Raw genomic sequence first — 18539 nt, forward strand, 5'->3', positions numbered from 1 at the left:
ATCTAATGTGTAGATTTCGTGACGAGATGGCCGCCGGCGGCGGCGCAATTTCTGTTGCATTATCACGGAAATTTTGCAAATTGGCGCGGGCTGCCATGCAGCCTCCTTCGGTTGGCACTGCCAGAGCCCTCCGCCAATTCCTATGGTTCCTACTTACCTTTCGGGAGACCGAAACGGAAGTGAAAATATAGGAGCGATGGAAAGCGTGGAGTGTGGGTTAGCCCGAGCGAATGAGGTCTCCGTGGTGGGCTGGATGGAAGTCGATTCGGGTCCGAAGTCGTGACGTTCGTTTCATCGGCACCGGCGAGAAAAGTTCGACGGAAGCGGATGTTTGGACAAATGTTACCTCTTTCCGACTAGAGATCTTTACCACGAAAAGCATCAAGACTTGTTCCGGTCCGTCAGTGATGGGAAAAAAGATATGGTGCCGTTGAAAAGCGAGTGATGTCGAAGTGTTGCGTATTCCAATCATTCTCCTGATCACCACCAGCCTTGCGGCGTGTTCTAGCCTGCCGAATGCTGGTCCCACGGCCAAGACCATTCTGAGCCGTCAGCAGAATGGCGGTGCGCAGTCGCGCGGCGTCGCCAGCCCCTATTCCATCTTCGACGTCAACGCCGGAACGGTCGCGGTGCTGTCGCGGCATCGCCCGACCGGCTTCCTCGGCAGCTTCGCCGCAGGTGGCCCGCCGTCGAGCGGGACGCTGGGTATCGGCGACATGGTGTCGGTCTCGATCTTCGAGGCGAGTTCGGGCGGCCTGTTCGGCACTGCCGATGCCACCGGCAGCGCCGGCAGCAAGAGCGTGCAGCTGCCCGCCCAGCAGATCGATCGCGGCGGGCGCATCAACGTGCCCTATGCCGGCAGCGTCGTCGCCGCCGGCCGTACGCCGGCCCAGGTCGGGCAGGCCATCGTCAGCGCCCTGTCCTCCAAGGCGATCGAGCCGCAGGTGCTCGTCACCCTCACCCAGAATGCCGCCAATCTCGTCACGGTCTCCGGTGAGGTCGGCCAGGGCGGCCGCTTCCCCCTCGCCGTCAAGGGCACGCGCGTGCTGGACGCGATCGCCCTCGCCGGCGGTCCACGGGCCGCAGCCCACGACCTCTTCGTCCGCCTGACGCGCGGCTCGCGCACGGGCGTGGAAAGCCTGACTTCCCTGGTCTCCAATCCGCGTGAGAACATCTATATGCGCGCGGATGATCAGCTCTTCATCTATCGCGAGCCGCGCACCTTCACGGTGCTCGGTGCCACCGGCAAGAACGACACCATCGAGTTCACGAGCGACAGGGTCACCCTCGCCGAAGCCATCGGCAAGTCTGGTGGCCTGAACGATTCGCGCTCGGATGCCAGCGGCGTCTTCGTGTTCCGCTATGAGGATGCGGCTGCCTATCGCGAGCTCAGGGGCGGCGTGGCATCCGGCGGCTATCGTTCGGGCAGCGTACCCGTGGTCTATCGCCTCGACATGAAGAACCCGGGTTCCTTCCTGTGGTCGCAGCGCTTCCTGATGCGCAACAAGGACGTGCTCTACATCTCGAACGCACCATCGACCGATCTCGCCAAGTTCCTGCAGATGATCGGTGGGGGCGTGGGCATCGTCAGCGCCGGCGCCAATCTCTCGTCGATCGGGCGCTGAGCCCGCCCTCCTCCGACAGGCCTTTCTTTTGCACGCCTCGCCCGAAAGGGCGGGGCGTGTTTGTCTTGGAGGCGAGGACCCGTTTGCTGCCGGGCCGCAAGGCATGCGCACGCCACTCGTGCGGTGGGGGACTTTCGACAAAGGCATGGCGATCCAGGCAGCCGTCCCGCATGGGTGTCACCGGCTGTCGGCGGCAATGCCGTCGGATGTGCCCGGGTAACCCGGCAATGGCAAGACTGCCGCCAGATCCTGCGAATTCCGGCGGCGAGGCTGCTCGCGGCTTCCGGAAAGAGTGCCCGCCCGTCAGTAACCGACGGTGAAGCGCGTCCGGCTATGGGCCGGCTTTTCGATCTCGTCGGCCAGCGCGATGGCATAGTCCTCGAAGGAGATGCTGCTGCCCTTGTCGTTGGTCAGGAGCTGGTCGCCGCCCAGGCGGAACGTGCCGGTGCGCTCGCCCGGCACGAACAGGGCCGAAGGGGAGAGGAAGGTCCAGTCGAGGTCCTTCTCGCCGCGCAGGATGGCAAGGAATTCGGCGCCCTTGGTGGCCTCTTCCTTGTAGATGGCGGGGAATTCCGGCGTCGACACCAGGGTGACGCCGGGCGCGACTTCCAGGCTGCCGGCGCCGCCCACCACCAGATAGCGCTTCACGCCGGAAGCGCGCACCGCCTCGATCAGGGCATGGGGATCGCTCGCGCTGAAATGCACGCTCGAAACAACGGCGTCATGGCCGGCGAGCAGCGCGGCCAGGCCGGCCTTGTCGTGCACGTCGCCCTTGCGGGCCGTGACCTTCGGATTGGCCGGCACCTTTTCGGGGTGGCGCACGATGGCGGTGACCTCGTGGCCGCGGCTGACGAGTTCGGCGAGGATGCGCGAGCCGGCATTGCCGGTGGCGCCGATCAGGGCGATTTTCATCTGGCTTTCCTTTTGGTTGAAGAGTTCTTTGCGTGAGGCGGGGCGGTCAGCCCCATTTCATCTCGCCCTTGACGACCTTGGCACTGAGGTCGAGCGAGTCGAGGCCGCCGAGCTTGGGATAGAGCGCCTTCATCGCCTCGATCAGCGCCGCGCTGTCCTTGGCCTTGTCGGCCTCGCGGTTGAAGGCGGCGATATAGTCACGGGTAAACTTGACGGCGGCCAGGCCCTCCGGCGCGCCCTCGGCGTGATGGGCCGGCACCACGATCCCGGGCTTGCGGGCGGCGATGGCGTCGAGCGCCCGGATCCAGGCCTGCCGGGAGGCGGCATCGGCATTGTCGGCCAGCCAGACATGGCCGCCGGAACTGACCAGCACGCCGCCGAACACGGCCTTGAGGCTGGGCACCCACAGATAGCGCCGGTCATGCATGTCGGGCACTTCGACGATCTCGATGCGATGGCCCTCGAGATCGAGTGCGGCGGCCTCGGACGGGGCGGGGATCACCACCTCGGCGAGGCTGCGTGGGCCGTTGTCGCCGAGCTTGGGGCCCCAGACCTCGAGCTTGCCCTGCACGCTGGCCTTGATCGAGGCCACCGTCACCGGCTTGGCGATCACCTTGGCGGCGGGGAAGGCCTCCACCACCGGGCGCAGCGAGAAATAATAGTCCGGGTCCGGGCAGCTTACATAGATGGTGGTCAGCGTCTTGCCGCTCGCCTTGATGGCTTCAGCCAGCTTGCGACCATCCGAAAGGGTGAAGCCGCCGTCGAGCAGGATGGCTTCCTTGCGGCCGGACAGCAGTACCGGCATGCGGGAGAAACCTGCCTCGTCGGCCTGGAAGGCACGCCAGGCGAGCTTGCCGCTGGCGGCATCGGCCGAGGCCTGGGGAAAGAGGGCGCCGACGCCGAAGAGGGCGGTGAGCTTGATTGTGTCGCGTCTGTTGATCACGGGGCGTGTCTTTCCGGTCGATGCCGTCAGGCGTTGAGGTGGGAAACGAGATTGTCGAAACTGCCGAACAGGGCATTCGAGGCGATCAGCCGCTGCTGCCCGTAGCGCTGGGCGACGAGGGCCGGCACGCCCTGGGCGCCGAGGCTGGCCATCAGGGCTCGCCCTTCGACGATGCGGGCGCGGTTGGCGGCGAGCAGCGCTTCGTCGGGCGTGGCGAGGCGGTCGGCAGCGGCTATGAAGCCCGCGTCGCGCAGGATGGCGACGAGGCAGGCCAGGGATGTCGTGTCGCGGCCCTCGACATAGCGCCCGGCCTGGATGGCCGCGAGGGCGTCGAGTTCGCGCTCGGGTTCGGCCAGGACCACGGCGGTCAGCGCCAGCGTGGCCGGCCCCGAATCGAACAGGCCGTCTTCGGCGTCCAGCACCTGATTGCGATAGGCTTCGGTAAAATGCTGGCCGGTGAGGCGTTCGATGCGCTGGTCGTTGGACCAGGCATAGGCGGCAAAGCCCGCATCCATCGGCCGGGCGCCCGGCCCCGTGAACAGGCCGGTCGGGACAGGGCTGACGGCGACGCCGGCGGCGCGCAGGCGCTGCAGCATCGGGGCGGCGCCATAGCACCAGCCGCAGAGCGGATCGAACAGATAGGTCACGGCCTGCCCGCGGGCGGCCTCGTCGGAAGAAAGCGGCATGGACATCGAAATCTCCTTGCCGCGAAACATGGCCTGCCCGTCGTCCAAGAAAAATCCCGAACAATTTGACAGAGTGTCTGATTGAATCAGACAATGAGGGTGGTCGAATTTGCGTCCCCTTCGTCCGCCATCAGCAAGGGTGGGAGCAGATATTCAGGTGCAGGAGGCCTATGTCCGAGCTTCTCAATCTCAACCGGCTCGCCTTTTTCACCGCGGTGATCGAGACCGGCTCCTTTACGGCGGCGGGGGAGAGGCTCGGCGTCGCCAAGGCGGTGGTCAGCCACCAGGTCGGCAAGCTGGAGGAGGAACTCGGCGTCACCCTGATCCTGCGCACCACCCGCCGCCTGCAGGCGACGGAGGCAGGGCGCGCCTTCTATGACCGCGCTGCCCTGATCCTGCGCGAGGCCGAATCCGCCTTCGGGGAGATTTCCAGGAACGCGGCGGAGCCGACCGGCACTCTCACTCTCGCGGCGCAGATCGACTATGGCGGGGCAGTGGTCGCGCCCGCCATCGCGGCCTTCCGCGAACGCTATCCCCATATGCGGGTCGAGGTCGCCTTCGACGATACGGTGGTGGATCTGGTGGATGCGCAGGTCGACGTCGCCGTGCGCGTCGGCTGGCTCACCGATTCCTCGAACCAGGCCCAGCGGCTCGGCACGTTCCAGCAGCATCTGGTCTGTTCAGCGGCGCTTGCCGCGCGCCTGCCGGTCGATCTCGACCCCAAGGGGCTGGCAGGGCTGCCCTTCGTCGCCAACCATGCCTTGCGCACGCCGACGCGCTGGCTGTTCTCGCGGGGGGAATGGGAGCGGGAGACGGTGGAGGTCACCGCCGTCGTCGATGCGGACAAGACGCCGACTTCCTACGCCATGGTGCTGGCGGGGGCTGGCCTGTCGGTGTTTCCGGATTTCCTGGTCGCCGGCGACATCGCCGCGGGCCGGCTCGTCCGCCTGCTGGCCGACTGGACGCTGCCCGCGGGCGGCATCCATGTCGTCTACCCGGCCGCGCGCTTCCGCCCGGCCAAGGTGCGCTTGTTCGTGGAGATCCTCAAGGGTCTCGAGCGTGCCCGGAGCAAGCCGTAGGGCTCGCACCTCATGCCCGCGCTGGCTTGTCCTCGGGCAGGATCATCTGGCTGGGGACGTTGGCGCCGCCCCGGGCCAGGGCGTAGTAGACCACCGAGGTCACCACCAGGCTGACGATCCAGGAGATGTCGGCATCGTCGAGCATCTTGGCGATCGGCCCTTCATAGAGCGCCTGGTTCAGGAAGGGGATCTGGATCAGCACGCCGAAGAGGTAGCAGCCCAGCGCCGTCCAGTTATAGGCGCCGTAGCGGCCCGAGGCATCGTAGAGGGCGGGAACGTCCACCTTCTCCTTGGAGATCAAATAGTAGTCGACGAGGTTCACCGCGCTCCAGGGCACGAACACGGCCAGCAGCAGCAGCATGAAGTTCTTGAAGGCCGAGAGGAAGTGGGCGCTGGCGAACAAAGCGATCGCCACAGAGCCAGCCACGAACAGCACGATATAGGCCATGCGGGCCGCCTGCGACACGCTGCGCTGGCCGGCATAGGCGCTCACCGTGGTGAGCAGGGTCATCGAGCCGCCATAGGCGTTGAGGCAGTTCACCGTGAGCTTGTTGGTGACGATGACGATATAGACCAACACGGCCACGCCCGGCCCGGCGAGTTCGCCGAGGAAACCGACCTGGTTGGCCAGGAACTTGCCGCCCAGGGCCGCCACCACGGCGCCGAAGGTCATGGCGATCTGGGCGCCGATGGCCGAGCCGAGCAGGGTCGACCAGAAGGTCACCGAAGCGGGGGTGGAGGAGGGCAGGTAGCGCGAATAATCGGCGACATAGGGCGCGAAGGTCAGCTGCCAGCCGGCGCCGAGCGCAATGGCGAGCAGGAAGGTCGCCATGGTGAAGGGCTTCTGGCCGAAAGCATCGCCGACGTTGTACTGCCCGAGCAGCTTGAAGGTGAGATAGGCAAAGCCGAGGATGCCGACCACGGTGGCGATCCGCCCGATGACATGGATCAGCTTGTAGCCGATCACCGCGACGATCACAGTGATGACGCCGAAGGCGATCATGCCGAAGGCCGGGTTCTCGACGCCGAACATCAGGTTGATGGCCTGGCCCGAGAGCACGGTGCCGGTGGCGGCAAAGCCCAGATACATCACCACGGTGAGGAGCAGGGGCAGAGTGGCGCCCTTCACGCCGAACTGGGCGCGCGAGGAGATCATCTGCGGCAGGCCGAGCCGCGGCCCCTGCGCCGAATGCAGGGCCATGACCGCGCCGCCGAGCAGGTTGCCGATGGCCAGGCCGATGATGGCCGTGAGCGCTTCGGCACCGAACACGATCGAGAGCGCGCCGTCGACCACCGCGGTGATCTGCAGGTTCGCGCCGAACCACAAGGTGAACTGGTTGAAGGGGGAGCCATGCCGCTCGCCCTCCGGAATCCGGTCGATCGTCCGTTTCTCGATCGCGCCCGTCTCTGCCGCCATGCCGCCCCTCCCAAGAGCTGATGTGCAAACACTATGGTAGAATATGTATATACAAGTTATTTCAATGCGCGCGAGAAAAGGGAGAGTCAAGGGGGATTGTGCGTGGGTTGTCGCGCGAAGAAGCGGAGGCCGGCAACGCTTGGCACGCGAAGACGGCCTTCTGGACATGCACTCGTGGAGCGAAGGTCCGGGCGGCCGTCAGCGCCGGCGGGCGACGACAAAGGGGCGGTGATCGTTGCCCTTGCCGGCATGGTTCTCGCAGGCAACGACCTCGAAGCCGGCGGCGGAGATCTGCCGGTCCAGCTCGGCTTCCGTGAACACGCCGGCATAGGGGGCGAGGCCGATCAGACGCATTGCCGGCAGCAGGGCGAGCCGGATGAGCACGTTCATTTCCCCGACGCAGGGGGTCTTGGAGATGAACAGCCCTTCCGGCGCCAGCAAGGCGTGGATAAGGTGCAGCGTGCCGGGCAGGTCGCGGACCAGATGGAGATAGTTGAAGCCGAGCACGGCGTTGAACGGCATGGCTCCGGGCGCGACGGCTTCAGCCGTCGCGGCGCGGAAAGTCAGCGCCGGGACCGGAGCGGCGGCGTATCTTTCCTCGGCAATGGTGATCATGCCGGTGGAGATATCGGTGGCGAGATAGGCCTGAACGCCATCAGCGAGCAGAAGCGCGGTCGTTCCCGTGCCGCACCCCAGTTCCAGCACCCTGTCGCCCGGTTGCAGCAAGGCCTGGGTCCGCTCCAACGTGCGCTCATAGCCGGCTTGATCGGCAATCGCGCTGCTGGCGTATTTACGCGAACTCCGGTCCCAGAACCGCGCGTCGCTGGCCAAGCTCATAATGGAAAGCTCCTCGCCGAGAACCTTGCTGGAGAAACGCCATGGTGGGGATGGCCGATTTTCATGACGTCGCTCGATGGCGGCAAGAGGGCGAACGGGAGGAAACGGAAGAGCGGGTGCAACCTCCCTTGCGGGATTGCGCTCTGTCGCCTTATGCGGCGACTCCGTCACTCGGAAGAGTACAGCTTCGCTATGGTGCTGCTCGTCAGGTTCAGCACAACCTCTATCTGCACAGACGGCACGCGCCCGCTGCGTTCACTCTGTTCGTGAAAACTCTGCGCGTTCGGGGATGAGGACCAGGTTCTGGAAAACACAGGCCAAAGTGGCGGAAGGGGCGGGATTCGAACCCGCGATACGGTTTCCCGTATACACACTTTCCAGGCGTGCGCCTTCAACCACTCGGCCACCCTTCCGTCGAGCGGTGCTTATGGCGATGTCGGGGCAATTTGTAAACGGGAGATTGCAGTTTTTTGAAGGGGACGGCGCTTTCATTCGCCAGGCAAGCCGCATGCGGCATGCAGGACGCGGCTCGGGCCTGATGCGGATTGTCTGCTCGCCTCTTCGGAAGCGTTCACCTTCGAGCCCGAATTTCCTACGCGCGAGGGAGGCCCTGCGCTAGACTGTACAAGTCCTGCCGTTCTCGGCAGGCGCGTGCAGTGGTGGAGTGCGTGATGCGTTTCCTGGCTCGTTCGCTCGGCCTGTTCCTGGCTGCCGCTGCCTTCGTGGCCGCGGTGGTCGACGGCACGCGCTCGATCGCCGACAATCATGTCGTCTTCCTGCCGGTGCGCGCGGTCTGGCTCTGGCTCAGCCCCGCGAGCTATGAGCATATGCGCGCTTGGGTAGAAGCCTCTCTCTCGGTCTTTTTGTGGAACAATCTGGTTTCACCCCTGCTCGGCCTGCCCTTCGCCCTGGTGCTGGTGCTGGCCTCGGCCCTGTTCTTCTGGCTGGGACGCCCGCCGGCGAGCCGGATCGGCTATGTCTCGCATCTGTGAGGGGCAGTGCAGCCAGGCTGACGCATCCGTGATGAATGGGCCCCTGACAAGGGCGGTCCGCACCCCCATATTGGCCAGGTAGCCATAGAACTTGACCATAAGAACAGGAAGGAAGAACCATGTTCGGCTTTCGCAAGAAGACGGCGTTTCCCTCCGCCGACGAAGCCCTGCCGGGGCGCGGCGAGGCCATCGAGACGGCGGATACCCATTTCGTCAACGGCGCGGCCCTGAAGGGGCCTTATGCCGAAGGCAGCGAGACGGCCTATTTCGGCCTCGGCTGCTTCTGGGGCGCCGAGCGCAAATTCTGGCAGACCCCGGGCGTGCTGGTCACGGCGGTGGGCTATGCCGGCGGCCTCACCCCCAATGCCACCTATGAGGAGGTCTGTTCCGGCCTCACCGGCCACAACGAAGTGGTGAAGGTGGTGTTCGATCCCAAGACCATTTCCTACGACCAGCTGCTGAAGGTGTTCTTCGAAGCTCATGATCCCACCCAGGGCATGCGCCAGGGCAACGATATCGGCACGCAATATCGCTCGGGCATCTACGTCACCAGCGAGGCGCAGCGCCAGGCGGCCGAGGCGGCCAAGGCGCGCTACAACGAGGCGCTGGCGGCCAAGGGCTATGGCGCCGTCACCACCGAGATCGTGGAGGCACCGCCCTTCTATTATGCGGAAGCCTATCACCAGCAATATCTGGCCAAGAACCCGGCCGGCTATTGCGGCCTGGGCGGCACCGGTGTCTCCTGCCCGATCGGCGTGGGCGTCGCGGCCTGAAGAGCCTGACCGAAAATCGATGAAACTCGATTTTTGTCATTGCCGGGCTTCGTCCCGGCAATCCAGCGGCGGAATCAGGGCCGGTGGTGCCTGGATGTCCGGCACGAAGCCCGGGCATGACAGAATCTGATCCGGCCGGGCTCCGCATTTCTTCGATCACGATCCGGCAGGCGCGACATTCGCGCCTGCCGGCCTGCCTTGCGCTCTCTCCAGCGCCGCTATATCCCTTGATATATAACCATCATGGCTGCTAGAGCAAAGCGCGTTCAAGCATGAACGCTTGTTTGCTCTAACTCTTTGGTTCGACGCGTCTTTGCGATTCTTGGTGACTCCACCAAATCGCAAAACGCTTTAGGGGATCTCACCATGCTTCGCTTTGCCCGCCGGGCTTTTCTGGCTCTCTCCGTCGGTCTCGTCTTCGCGCCCGTGATGGCGCGGGCCGAGGACGCTTCCGCCGCCAAGGCCGCGCAGGCTGGAGCGGGGGAGGTCACCGTCTTCGCCGCCGCCAGCCTCAAGGGCTCGCTCGACGAGGCTGCCAAGGCCTGGACCGCAAGCTCGGGCAAGAAGGTGGTGATTTCCTATGCCGCTTCCTCGGCGCTGATGAAGCAGATCGAGCAAGGCGCGCCGGCCGATGCCTTCGCCTCCGCCGATCTCGACTGGATGAAATACGGCGTCGACAAGAAGCTGATCAAGCCCGACAGCGTGGTGAAGCTGCTCGGCAACGCCCTGGTGCTGATCGCGCCGGCCGATGCCGCCACGACCATCGAACTCAAGCCCGGGGTCGACCTCGCCGGCGCCATTGGCGAGGGCAGGATCGCGGTGGGTGAAGTGAAGACGGTGCCGGCCGGCAAATATGCCCGGGCTGCCTTCGAGAAGCTCGGCATCCTCAAGGCGGTCGAGCCGAAATTCGCGCAGACCGACAATGTGCGTGCCGCCCTCGCTCTGGTCGCGCGCGGCGAGGCCAAGTTCGGCGTGGTCTACGCCACCGATGCGGCCGCTGATCCGAAGGTTAAGGTCGTCGCCACCTTCCCCGAGGATTCGCATGAACCGATCGTCTATCCCTTCGGCCTGACGGCGTCGTCCAACAATGCCGATGCCGCCGGCTTCCTGGGTTATCTCAAGACGGCAGATGGCCAGAAGCCCTTCGCCAAGGCCGGGTTCACGCTGCTGAAGGAGTAGGGCGGGGAGGGACCTGCTTCATCGTCCGGCAACAATCTTCACTCGATTGTGTCTGATCTCCTGCTTCCCCCTCTCCCAATTTTGCCGGAATTCGGGCAAGAAATGAGACTCGCTGGTTTTATCCGTAACCGGCGGGTTTTGATTCGGGGCCATCATGGAGCAGCGCACGGACGACAAGTCCTCGGGAGAAGAGCACTGGCGCGACGTCCGGCGTAACAATTTGCTGGACGCGGCCGGTCGCATCTTCGCGCGCCAGGGCTATGATGCGGCCTCGGTGGACGATATCGCCTTCGAGGCTGGCATCGGCAAGGCTACCGTCTATCGCTACTTCACCAGCAAGGAAGCCCTGTTCGAAGCGGTGTTTGCCCAGACGCTCGACGATCTCGAGGTGCGGCTCGACACGGCCCTGCTGCGCGAGGGTAATTTCCGCGAGCGCCTGACCTATCTCGTCGCCGAGATCGTGCCCACGGTGCGTACCCATCTCAGCACCATCCGCGACCTCAACGAGGGCGAGAACTCCAAGCGGCGTATCTTCCGCCGCCGACGTGGTGCCATCGCCCAGCGCCTGATTACGGTGATCGAGGAAGCGCAGCGTCGTGGCGAGGCCCGGATCTATGACGCCGACATGGCAGCGCGGCTGCTGATCGGCATGGCCTGGATCGGCGTGGGCGCCGACTACCTGTCCGACATCGAGGTGACGCGCGACGTGGTCGACATGGCGCTCAACGGCATTGCCCAGGGGCGACCGGTGCCGGAAGGGCGGGTCACCCGGCTCGAACCCGGCAAGCGTGGGCGCAAGGCCAGCGTGCCCTCGTGAGCGAGGGGGTGACATCGCAGGGCCGATTGCTGCCGCTGATCATCGCTACCGGCCTGTTCATGGAGAACCTGGACTCGACGGTGCTGTCGACGGCACTGCCCACGATCGCGCGCGATTTCGGCACCAGCCCGATCTACCTCAAGCTCACCCTCACCTCCTATCTGCTGTCGCTGGCCATCTTCATCCCGACCTCCGGCTGGATGGCCGATCGCTTCGGGGCCCGCACCATCTTCCGCGCCGCCATCGTGGTGTTCGGCCTCGGTTCGATCGCCTGTGGTCTGTCCTCCAACCTCACCGAACTGGTGGCCTCCCGCATCGTCCAGGGCATGGGCGGGGCGATGATGACGCCGGTGGGCCGGCTGATCATCCTCAAGACCACGCCCAAGCACGACCTCGTCAACGCCATGATGTGGCTGACCCTGCCGGCCCTGCTCGGCCCGCTCAGCGGGCCGCCGCTGGGGGGCTTCATCACCACCTATTTCCATTGGCGCCTGATCTTCTGGATCAACATCCCCATCGCGGTGCTCGGCATCGTCCTGGCCAGTCTCTACGTGCCCAATGTGCGCGAGGACGAGCGGCGGCCTTTCGACCTCGTCGGCTTTCTCCTCCTGGCACCGGGCTTGGTGGCCCTGATGGGCGGGGCGACGCTGTCGGGTCTCGATGTGGTGCCGGCGGGGGCTATCATCGGCCTCGCCGTTGGCGGGCTTGTCCTGATCGCCCTCTACGTCCCGCACGCCCGGCGAACGGCCAATCCGCTGATCGAACTCAGGCTGCTGCGCTTTGCCGCCTTCCGCTCGGCCATCGGCGGCGGCTTCCTGTTCCGCATCGGCGTCGGCGCAACCCCCTTCCTGCTGGCCCTGTATTTCCAGCTCGGTTTCGATTTCAATCCGTTCCAGTCCGGCCTTCTGACCATCGCCACCGCCGCCGGTGCCCTGGCCATGAAGGCGCTGGCGGGGCCGATTCTACGCCGGTTCGGCTTCTACCGCGTGCTGACCTTGAACGCGGTGCTGTCCTCCGTCCTGGTGGCGGCCCCGGCCCTGTTCCACGCCGGCATGCCGGTGCTGCTGATCTCGCTCACCCTGCTCGCCGCCGGCTTCACCCGTTCGCTGCAATTCACCTCGATCAATACCGCCGGCGTCTCGGACATCCCGCCCGAACTGATGGGCCGTGTCACCTCCATGACCTCGGTGCTGCAGGAATTGGCGGGTTCGGTCGGCGTCTCCGTTGCCGCTCTGGCACTGGAAACCTCGATGCACCTGCACGGGGCCAGCCATCTCACCGCGCCGGTCTTTCCGCCTGTGTTCCTGATGATCGGCATGATCGCCATGACCTCGGGCCTGATCTTCCTCACCTTGCCGCGCAATGTCGGCAGCGAGCTGCTCGCGCCGGCGCCAGTGCCGCGGACGCCCGCCGCAGCGGAGTGAAACAACGGGCCTGACCCCATCACGGGGTATCACGATGGGGTGATCCGACCCCTCCAGACACCAATCGAAAGCGGGCAGAAACATCCCTTAACACTGGCCCACACTTCCGTCGTCATCGCCGCCCAAATCGGATTCGAACCCCAGGACGTTTCCTGGCTTATGCATCGGGCTCGAGTGCATGAGCGACGAAACGTCCGAGAACAGGCGCGCTTGCAGGCAGGCGCGATTCGACGGATCGGATCCATGAATATCGAACATGAACGCAGACGGCGCCGCTGGCCCGCCGGACTGGCAATCCTGGTGGTCGGGCTGGGAAGCTACGCGGCCTGGCGCCATCTGGCCCAGGCCGCGCCGGCGCCCGAGGCCCAGGCCGCGCCTGCCGCCAAGGTGCCGGTGACCTTCGCGCAAGCCGTGAAAGCCGACTATCCGGTCGAGGTCGACGGTCTCGGCACGGTCTCACCCTTCAAGACGGTGACGGTGAGAAGCCGGGTCGACGGTGAGATCACCAGGGTGTTCTTCAAGCAGGGACAGATGGTCAAGCAGGGCGATGCCCTGGTGGAGATCGACAAGCGACCCTACCAGGCCGCGCTGGACCAGGCGGTCGCCAAGAAGGCCCAGGACGAAGCCAGCCTCCGAAACGACCAGCTCAACCTGCAGCGCTTCCAGAACTTGGCGCAGAAGAGCTTCGAATCCCAGCAGGCCGTCGACACCCAGCAGGCCCTGGTCGACCAGGTCAAGGCCCAGATAGAGGGCGATGATGCGGCCATCGCCAATGCCCGCACCAATCTCGACTACACCATCATCAAGGCGCCCTTCACCGGCCGCACCGGCTTCCGCCAGATCGATCCGGGCAACATCGTGCATGCCGCCGACCAGAATGGCATCGTCACCATTGCCCAGCTCCAGCCCATCGCCGTGCAGTTCACCGAGCCCCAGGACCTGCTGCCGGCCATCGCCAAGGCGTTTTCCGATCCGGCCGGATCGGAAAAACGCGTCAATCCTTCTGAAACGACGAGCGATGTTCGATCCAATGGGATCGAAAATCGCTCTAGGGCCTTCGAGCGTGGGGCGGCCCCGGTCGAAGCCTTGAGTTCCGACGGCCAGACGGTCCTTTCCCACGGCACGCTGGCCGTGATCGACAACACGGTCAACCAGGCGACGGGCACGATCAGCCTGAAGGCGCGTTTCGACAATGCCGACAATGCGCTCTGGCCCGGCCTGTCGGTCGATACGCGCCTGCTCGTCGACACGCTCAAGCAGGTGCTCGTGGTGCCCGAGGATGCCGTCCAGCACGGGCCGTCAGGCCTCTTCGCTTATGTGATCGGCGATGACGGCAAGGCCTTGGCGGCGCCGATCCAGGTGAGCATGAGCGGCAATGGCCGTGCCGTGGTCAGCCAGGGCCTGACGGTGGGGCAGAAGGTCGTAGTCTCGGGCCAGGCGCGCCTGCAGAACGGCGCGGAGGTCGAGGCGCGACCGCTGCCGTCCCCGGATGGCAAGGTTGCCGATCAGGCCGCCCTGCCGGCAGGCGGCGATGCAGGAAAGGCAGACTGATCATGCCCGGCATCTCCACCCCCTTCATCCGCCATCCGGTGGCCACCACGCTCCTGATGGTGGGCATCCTGTTCGTGGGCATCATCGCCTACCCCCAATTGCCGGTGGCACCGCTGCCGGAAGTGGACTTCCCGACCATCCAGGTCTCCGCCAGCCTGCCGGGTGCCGACCCCGCCACCATGGCCTCGTCGGTGGCCCAGCCTTTGGAGACGCAGTTCTCGCTGATCCCCGGTATTTCGGAGATGACCTCGTCGAGCCAGACGAGCTCGACCCAGATCACCCTGCAATTCGACCTCTCCCGCAACATTGACGGCGCAGGCGCCGACGTGTTGGCTGCCATCAATGCCGCCAACGGGCAATTGCCCAAGAACATGCCGAGCCCGCCGACCTATCGGAAGGTGAATCCGGCCGATTCCCCCATCCTGCTGCTCGGCGCCACGTCCGACACGCTGCCCTTGACCGAGGTTTCCGACCAGGCTCTCACTAAGCTGGCCCAGGCCATCAGCCAGATCGGTGGTGTCGGCCAGGTCAATGTCGGCGGCCAGCAGACCCCGTCCATCCGGGTCCAGGTCGATCCCGCCAAGCTGGTGGCCAAGGGATTGTCGATGGAGGACGTGCGAACACCGCTCGCCGTCACCACCGTCAACAACCCCAAGGGTACCTTCAACGGCGCCACCCGCTCCTACACCATCTATGCCAACGACCAGCTCACCGATGCCAAGGACTGGAACGACGTCATCATCGCCTATCGCAATGGCAGTCCCGTCCGCGTGCGCGACATCGGGCAGGCGGTCAGCGCCCCCCAGGACGACACCCAGGCCGGCTGGGCCGACGGCAAGCGCGGCGTCTTCCTGGTGATCTTCAAGCAGCCCGGTGCCAACGTCATCGATACCGTCGACAATGTCATGAAGGTGCTGCCCCGCCTGGAGGCCGGCATCTCGCCTGCCATCAAGATCTCGGTGCTGTCGGACCGTACCCAGACCATCCGCGCTGCTGTGAAGGACGTGCAGTTCACGCTGCTGCTTACCATCGGCCTCGTTGTCATGGTCATTTTCGTCTTCCTGCGCAGCGTGTGGGCCACGGTGATCCCCTCCATCACCGTGCCGCTGGCCTTGCTGGGCGCCTGCGCCCTGATGTGGCTGGCCGGCTACAGCCTCGACAATCTCTCGCTGATGGCGCTGACCATCGCAGTGGGCTTCGTGGTGGACGATGCCATCGTCATGCTGGAGAACATCACCCGCCATATCGAGGAGGGCGAGAAGCCGATGGCTGCCGCCCTCAAGGGGGCCGGCGAGATCGGCTTCACCATCCTCTCGATCAGCATCTCGCTGATCGCCGTGCTGATCCCGCTCCTCCTGATGAGCGGCATCATCGGGCGGCTGTTCCGCGAATTCGCGATCACGCTCGCCATGACCATCGTGGTCTCGGCCTTCGTGTCGCTGACCCTGACGCCGATGATGGCCTCGCGCTTCCTCAAGCCGATCCATGAGGAGCGTCACGGCAGGCTCTACAAGCTCAGCGAATCCTTCTTCGAGGGCATGGTGAACGCCTATGAGCGCGGCCTCGACCTCGTGCTGCGCTTCCGCTTCATCACCTTGCTGACCTTCTTCGCCACGGTGGCGCTGTCGGGCTACCTGTTCGTGATCATCCCCAAGGGCTTCTTCCCGCAGCAGGATACCGGCCTGATCACGGGCGTCGTCGAGGCGGCGCAGGACACCTCGGTGGCCGATATGGCGCGCCATATGGAGGAACTCGGGGCCATCGTGCTCAAGGACCCGGCCATCGCCCATATGGCGATGCGCATGGGCGGCAATGGCAACACCCTCAATGACGGCACCATGTACATCACGCTGAAGCCGCGCGACGAGCGCAGTGCCTCGGCCGACCAGGTGATCCGCCGCCTGCAGCGCCAGACCGCCAAGATCGAGGGAGCGCGGCTCTATTTGCAGTCGGCCCAGGATGTGCGCCTGGGCGGCCGGCCCTCGCGCACGCAGTTCCAGTTCACCCTCCAGGGCACCGACATCGACCAGCTCAACCAATGGGCGCCCAAGCTTCTGGAGGCGATGAAGGCGATGCCGGAACTGCGCGACGTCGCCTCCGACCAGCAGGCATCCGGCACCACGCTGACCCTGTCGATCGACCGCGACCAGGCGGCCCGCTACGGGCTTACGCCCGACATCATCGATGCCACGCTGTACGATGCCTTCGGCCAGCGCCAGATCGCCCAGTTCTCGACCCAGCTCTCGACCTATTATGTCATCCTGGAGGTGCTGCCTTCCCTGCAGAAGAGCACGGCGACGCTGCAGCAGGTCTATCTGCGCTCGCCGACCACCGGGGGAGAGGTGCCGCTTTCGGCCTTTGCGAAATGGAGCACCGATCCGGTCCGCCCGCTCGCGATCAACCATCAGGGGCAATTCCCGGCGGTGACGATCTCCTTCAACCTGGCGCCCGGCGTGGCGCTCGGGCAGGCGACGGCTGCCATCGAGGCCCTGGAAAAGCGCATGGAGCTGCCGGCCACCATCGGCTCGACCTTCCAGGGCACGGCTCAGGCCTTCCAGGACTCGCTCGCCTCGGTGCCGATGCTGATCGTCGCGGCCCTGGTGGTGGTCTACCTGATCCTCGGCATCCTCTATGAGAGCTTCATCCACCCCCTCACCATCCTCTCGACCTTGCCTTCGGCAGGCGTAGGAGCGCTGGCGACGCTGCTGCTGTTCCATTTCGATTTCAGCCTGATCGCCCTGATCGGGGTCATCCTGCTGATCGGCATCGTCAAGAAGAACGGCATCATGCTGGTGGATTTCGCCATCGTTGCCGAGCGCGATCACCGCATGAGCGCGGTGGAGGCGATAAGGCGGGCCTGCCTCCTGCGCTTCCGGCCGATCCTGATGACCACCATGGCCGCCTTGCTCGGTGGCGTGCCGCTGATGCTGGGGTCCGGCACCGGCTCGGAGATCCGCCAGCCTCTCGGCTATGCCATGGTCGGCGGCCTCATCGTCAGCCAGGTGCTGACCCTGTTCACCACGCCGGTGATCTATCTCTACCTCGACGGCTTTTCGAAATGGCTGAGAAGCGGCCGCGATTCAGGCGAGCCGAGCGAGCCGCCGGAAGCCGTCCTGGCGGGAGAGCCGAGGGAGGACCAGGATCTGGTCCTGCCCGAACCGCGCGCGGTAGCGATGCGGTGAAGGCGAGCTTTCTCAGGCGGCCCGCACGATCATCTCGATGGGCGCAATCAGCCCGTCGGCGAGGGCCGACATCACATTGCCGATGCGCAGGGGAGCGTTCTCGCCCATCAGGACTTGTGGACCGAGCGGCGAGGGGCCGTCGCGCGAGACCTTCTCCCTCATCTCGCGGCCTAGCCGAAGGGCAAGGTCGCGATGGCTGCGCTCGAGCTCCAGGCTGAAGCCGGCCTGGGCCAGGGCTTGGCGGTAGCGGCTCGGCGGCTCCACGAAGCTGGTGGCCGAGGTCATCGCCCAGGGCATCGGGTAGGGCAATTCCCCCTTGTCCTGGTGCATGATGTCGTAGACGCCGAAGCGTGCTCCCGGCCTGAGCACCCGGCGTATCTCGCGAAAGAGCGTATCCTTGTCGGCGATGTTCATGCCGACATGGAACAGGGTGGCGCCGTCGAAGCTCGCGGTCTCGAAAGGCAGAGCGAGGGCACTGCCCTGCACGAAGGAGACCCGTCCCGACAGGTGGCAGCGCCGGGTCACCGCTTCCGCCACCGTGACGAATTCGGCAGTGAGGTCGATACCGGTGACGCTGCAGCCGAGCGCCTGCGCCAGATGCCGCGCCGGCCCGCCGATGCCCGAGCCGACATCGAGCACATGCATGGCGTGGGTGAAACCGAGATCTTCCGCCAGTTCCTCGGTAGCGGCCGCCCAGCCAAGATGGAACTCGTCGATGCCGGCGAGATCGCCGGTGGTAAGGCGGTCGGGGTCCTTGCCGGCGGCCTCCAGCGCCGCGAACAGCGTGCGTTCGAGCGAACCTTGCGTGTAATGGCTGGCGACGGCGCCTTCGATGTCCATGGCCACATCCTTTCTTGGCGGGATGGTATTAAGCGGTGGCATCGTAAGTTCGGCGGCCACTATACCGCGGGCGGCCAAGCAATGACAGACATGCCGCAGTATCGGCTGGAGCGCGCGGGGGGACTTGCCCTGCGCAGGCGCTTTGTCATAAGCGTTCTAGAAAGCGTCTTGTGATTTTTTCGGGAATCGCCGGGAGTTGCAAAGACGCCCAAACCAATCCATCGGATTGGCTTGAAAACAAAGAGCTGGAGAGAAAGGGCGTTTTCGCGAAGACGCGCTTTG

The 18539-nt window shown here is 65.2% G+C and carries 15 protein-coding genes and 1 tRNA gene; 9 read left to right on the forward strand and 7 right to left on the reverse strand.

Annotated elements, in window-relative coordinates; genetic code table 11:
• Positions 1–452: 452 nt before the first annotated feature.
• Complete coding sequence (locus BA190_RS22925; RefSeq protein WP_068292814.1) at positions 453–1625, forward strand: polysaccharide biosynthesis/export family protein; 1173 nt, start codon at positions 453–455, stop codon at positions 1623–1625.
• A gap of 303 nt (positions 1626–1928) precedes the next feature.
• Here the strand turns inward: BA190_RS22925 and BA190_RS22930 are convergent, their stop codons facing one another.
• The 3 genes from BA190_RS22930 to BA190_RS22940 are packed head-to-tail and all read right to left on the reverse strand — an operon-like array spanning position 1929 to position 4172.
• Positions 1929–2537 carry an NAD(P)-dependent oxidoreductase gene (locus BA190_RS22930; RefSeq protein WP_068292817.1) on the reverse strand — a complete coding sequence of 203 codons (609 nt, stop codon included), beginning with the start codon at positions 2535–2537 and terminating at the stop codon, positions 1929–1931.
• A 46-nt stretch (positions 2538–2583) separates the two neighbouring features.
• Entirely contained in the window at positions 2584–3480 is an 897-nt protein-coding gene (locus BA190_RS22935; RefSeq protein ID WP_068292820.1) for an MBL fold metallo-hydrolase, read from the reverse strand.
• Positions 3481–3506: 26 nt separating this feature from the next.
• On the reverse strand, positions 3507–4172 hold the full coding sequence (locus tag BA190_RS22940; protein WP_068293136.1) for a DsbA family protein: 666 nt from the start codon (positions 4170–4172) through the stop codon (positions 3507–3509).
• Positions 4173–4336: 164 nt separating this feature from the next.
• Here BA190_RS22940 and BA190_RS22945 point away from each other — a divergent pair, with 164 nt between their 5' ends.
• Positions 4337–5245, forward strand: coding sequence for a LysR family transcriptional regulator (locus BA190_RS22945; RefSeq protein ID WP_068292823.1), 909 nt, complete (start codon positions 4337–4339; stop codon positions 5243–5245).
• Between the two features lie 10 nt (positions 5246–5255).
• Here the strand turns inward: BA190_RS22945 and BA190_RS22950 are convergent, their stop codons facing one another.
• The 3 genes from BA190_RS22950 to BA190_RS22960 all read right to left on the reverse strand — a co-directional run bounded on the left by BA190_RS22950 (position 5256) and on the right by BA190_RS22960 (position 7912).
• The gene (locus tag BA190_RS22950; protein ID WP_068292826.1) at positions 5256–6662 is read right to left on the reverse strand and encodes a cytosine permease; all 1407 of its coding nucleotides are present in this window, start codon (positions 6660–6662) and stop codon (positions 5256–5258) included.
• A 198-nt stretch (positions 6663–6860) separates the two neighbouring features.
• Positions 6861–7499, reverse strand: coding sequence for a bifunctional 2-polyprenyl-6-hydroxyphenol methylase/3-demethylubiquinol 3-O-methyltransferase UbiG (locus tag BA190_RS22955; RefSeq protein WP_068292829.1), 639 nt, complete (start codon positions 7497–7499; stop codon positions 6861–6863).
• A 323-nt stretch (positions 7500–7822) separates the two neighbouring features.
• Positions 7823–7912: transfer RNA gene (locus BA190_RS22960), tRNA-Ser, on the reverse strand.
• A 258-nt stretch (positions 7913–8170) separates the two neighbouring features.
• On the opposite strand from BA190_RS22960, the gene BA190_RS22965 reads away from it, so the two are divergent.
• The 7 genes from BA190_RS22965 to BA190_RS22995 all read left to right on the forward strand — a co-directional run bounded on the left by BA190_RS22965 (position 8171) and on the right by BA190_RS22995 (position 17417).
• Positions 8171–8491, forward strand: coding sequence for a hypothetical protein (locus tag BA190_RS22965; RefSeq protein WP_082979975.1), 321 nt, complete (start codon positions 8171–8173; stop codon positions 8489–8491).
• 119 nt (positions 8492–8610) lie between these two features.
• On the forward strand, positions 8611–9264 hold the full coding sequence (gene msrA, locus BA190_RS22970; protein WP_068292835.1) for a peptide-methionine (S)-S-oxide reductase MsrA: 654 nt from the start codon (positions 8611–8613) through the stop codon (positions 9262–9264).
• 366 nt (positions 9265–9630) lie between these two features.
• A complete protein-coding gene (gene modA, locus BA190_RS22975; RefSeq protein WP_068292838.1) occupies positions 9631–10443 on the forward strand; it encodes a molybdate ABC transporter substrate-binding protein in 813 nt (270 codons plus the stop codon).
• A gap of 154 nt (positions 10444–10597) precedes the next feature.
• Complete coding sequence (locus BA190_RS22980; RefSeq protein WP_068292841.1) at positions 10598–11260, forward strand: TetR/AcrR family transcriptional regulator; 663 nt, start codon at positions 10598–10600, stop codon at positions 11258–11260.
• Between the two features lie 8 nt (positions 11261–11268).
• Positions 11269–12684 (forward strand): DHA2 family efflux MFS transporter permease subunit, encoded by a 1416-nt coding sequence (locus BA190_RS22985; protein ID WP_156771666.1) that lies wholly within the window; start codon positions 11269–11271, stop codon positions 12682–12684.
• 243 nt (positions 12685–12927) lie between these two features.
• Complete coding sequence (locus BA190_RS22990) at positions 12928–14235, forward strand: efflux RND transporter periplasmic adaptor subunit (RefSeq protein ID WP_068292849.1); 1308 nt, start codon at positions 12928–12930, stop codon at positions 14233–14235.
• 2 nt (positions 14236–14237) lie between these two features.
• Positions 14238–17417 (forward strand): efflux RND transporter permease subunit, encoded by a 3180-nt coding sequence (locus BA190_RS22995; RefSeq protein WP_082979976.1) that lies wholly within the window; start codon positions 14238–14240, stop codon positions 17415–17417.
• A gap of 12 nt (positions 17418–17429) precedes the next feature.
• Here BA190_RS22995 and BA190_RS23000 read toward each other — a convergent pair whose 3' ends face one another.
• Complete coding sequence (locus BA190_RS23000; protein ID WP_068292853.1) at positions 17430–18257, reverse strand: class I SAM-dependent methyltransferase; 828 nt, start codon at positions 18255–18257, stop codon at positions 17430–17432.
• Positions 18258–18539 lie beyond the last annotated feature (282 nt).

This window comes from Labrys sp. WJW (genome assembly GCF_001676615.1).
Lineage (GTDB): Bacteria > Pseudomonadota > Alphaproteobacteria > Rhizobiales > Labraceae > Labrys > Labrys sedimenti.

What these genes read in the sequence shown, in the direction of transcription:
- BA190_RS22930 (WP_068292817.1), bottom strand. Translation starts at nt 2,537, where the DNA reads ATGAAAATCGCCCTGATCGGCGCCACCGGCAATGCCGGCTCGCGCATC.
- BA190_RS22940 (WP_068293136.1), bottom strand. Translation starts at nt 4,172, where the DNA reads ATGTCCATGCCGCTTTCTTCCGACGAGGCCGCCCGCGGGCAGGCCGTG.
- BA190_RS22945 (WP_068292823.1), top strand. Translation starts at nt 4,337, where the DNA reads ATGTCCGAGCTTCTCAATCTCAACCGGCTCGCCTTTTTCACCGCGGTG.
- BA190_RS22950 (WP_068292826.1), bottom strand. Translation starts at nt 6,662, where the DNA reads ATGGCGGCAGAGACGGGCGCGATCGAGAAACGGACGATCGACCGGATT.
- BA190_RS22955 (WP_068292829.1), bottom strand. Translation starts at nt 7,499, where the DNA reads ATGAGCTTGGCCAGCGACGCGCGGTTCTGGGACCGGAGTTCGCGTAAA.
- BA190_RS22965 (WP_082979975.1), top strand. Translation starts at nt 8,171, where the DNA reads ATGCGTTTCCTGGCTCGTTCGCTCGGCCTGTTCCTGGCTGCCGCTGCC.
- msrA (WP_068292835.1), top strand. Translation starts at nt 8,611, where the DNA reads ATGTTCGGCTTTCGCAAGAAGACGGCGTTTCCCTCCGCCGACGAAGCC.
- modA (WP_068292838.1), top strand. Translation starts at nt 9,631, where the DNA reads ATGCTTCGCTTTGCCCGCCGGGCTTTTCTGGCTCTCTCCGTCGGTCTC.
- BA190_RS22980 (WP_068292841.1), top strand. Translation starts at nt 10,598, where the DNA reads ATGGAGCAGCGCACGGACGACAAGTCCTCGGGAGAAGAGCACTGGCGC.
- BA190_RS22990 (WP_068292849.1), top strand. Translation starts at nt 12,928, where the DNA reads ATGAATATCGAACATGAACGCAGACGGCGCCGCTGGCCCGCCGGACTG.
- BA190_RS22995 (WP_082979976.1), top strand. Translation starts at nt 14,238, where the DNA reads ATGCCCGGCATCTCCACCCCCTTCATCCGCCATCCGGTGGCCACCACG.
- BA190_RS23000 (WP_068292853.1), bottom strand. Translation starts at nt 18,257, where the DNA reads ATGGACATCGAAGGCGCCGTCGCCAGCCATTACACGCAAGGTTCGCTC.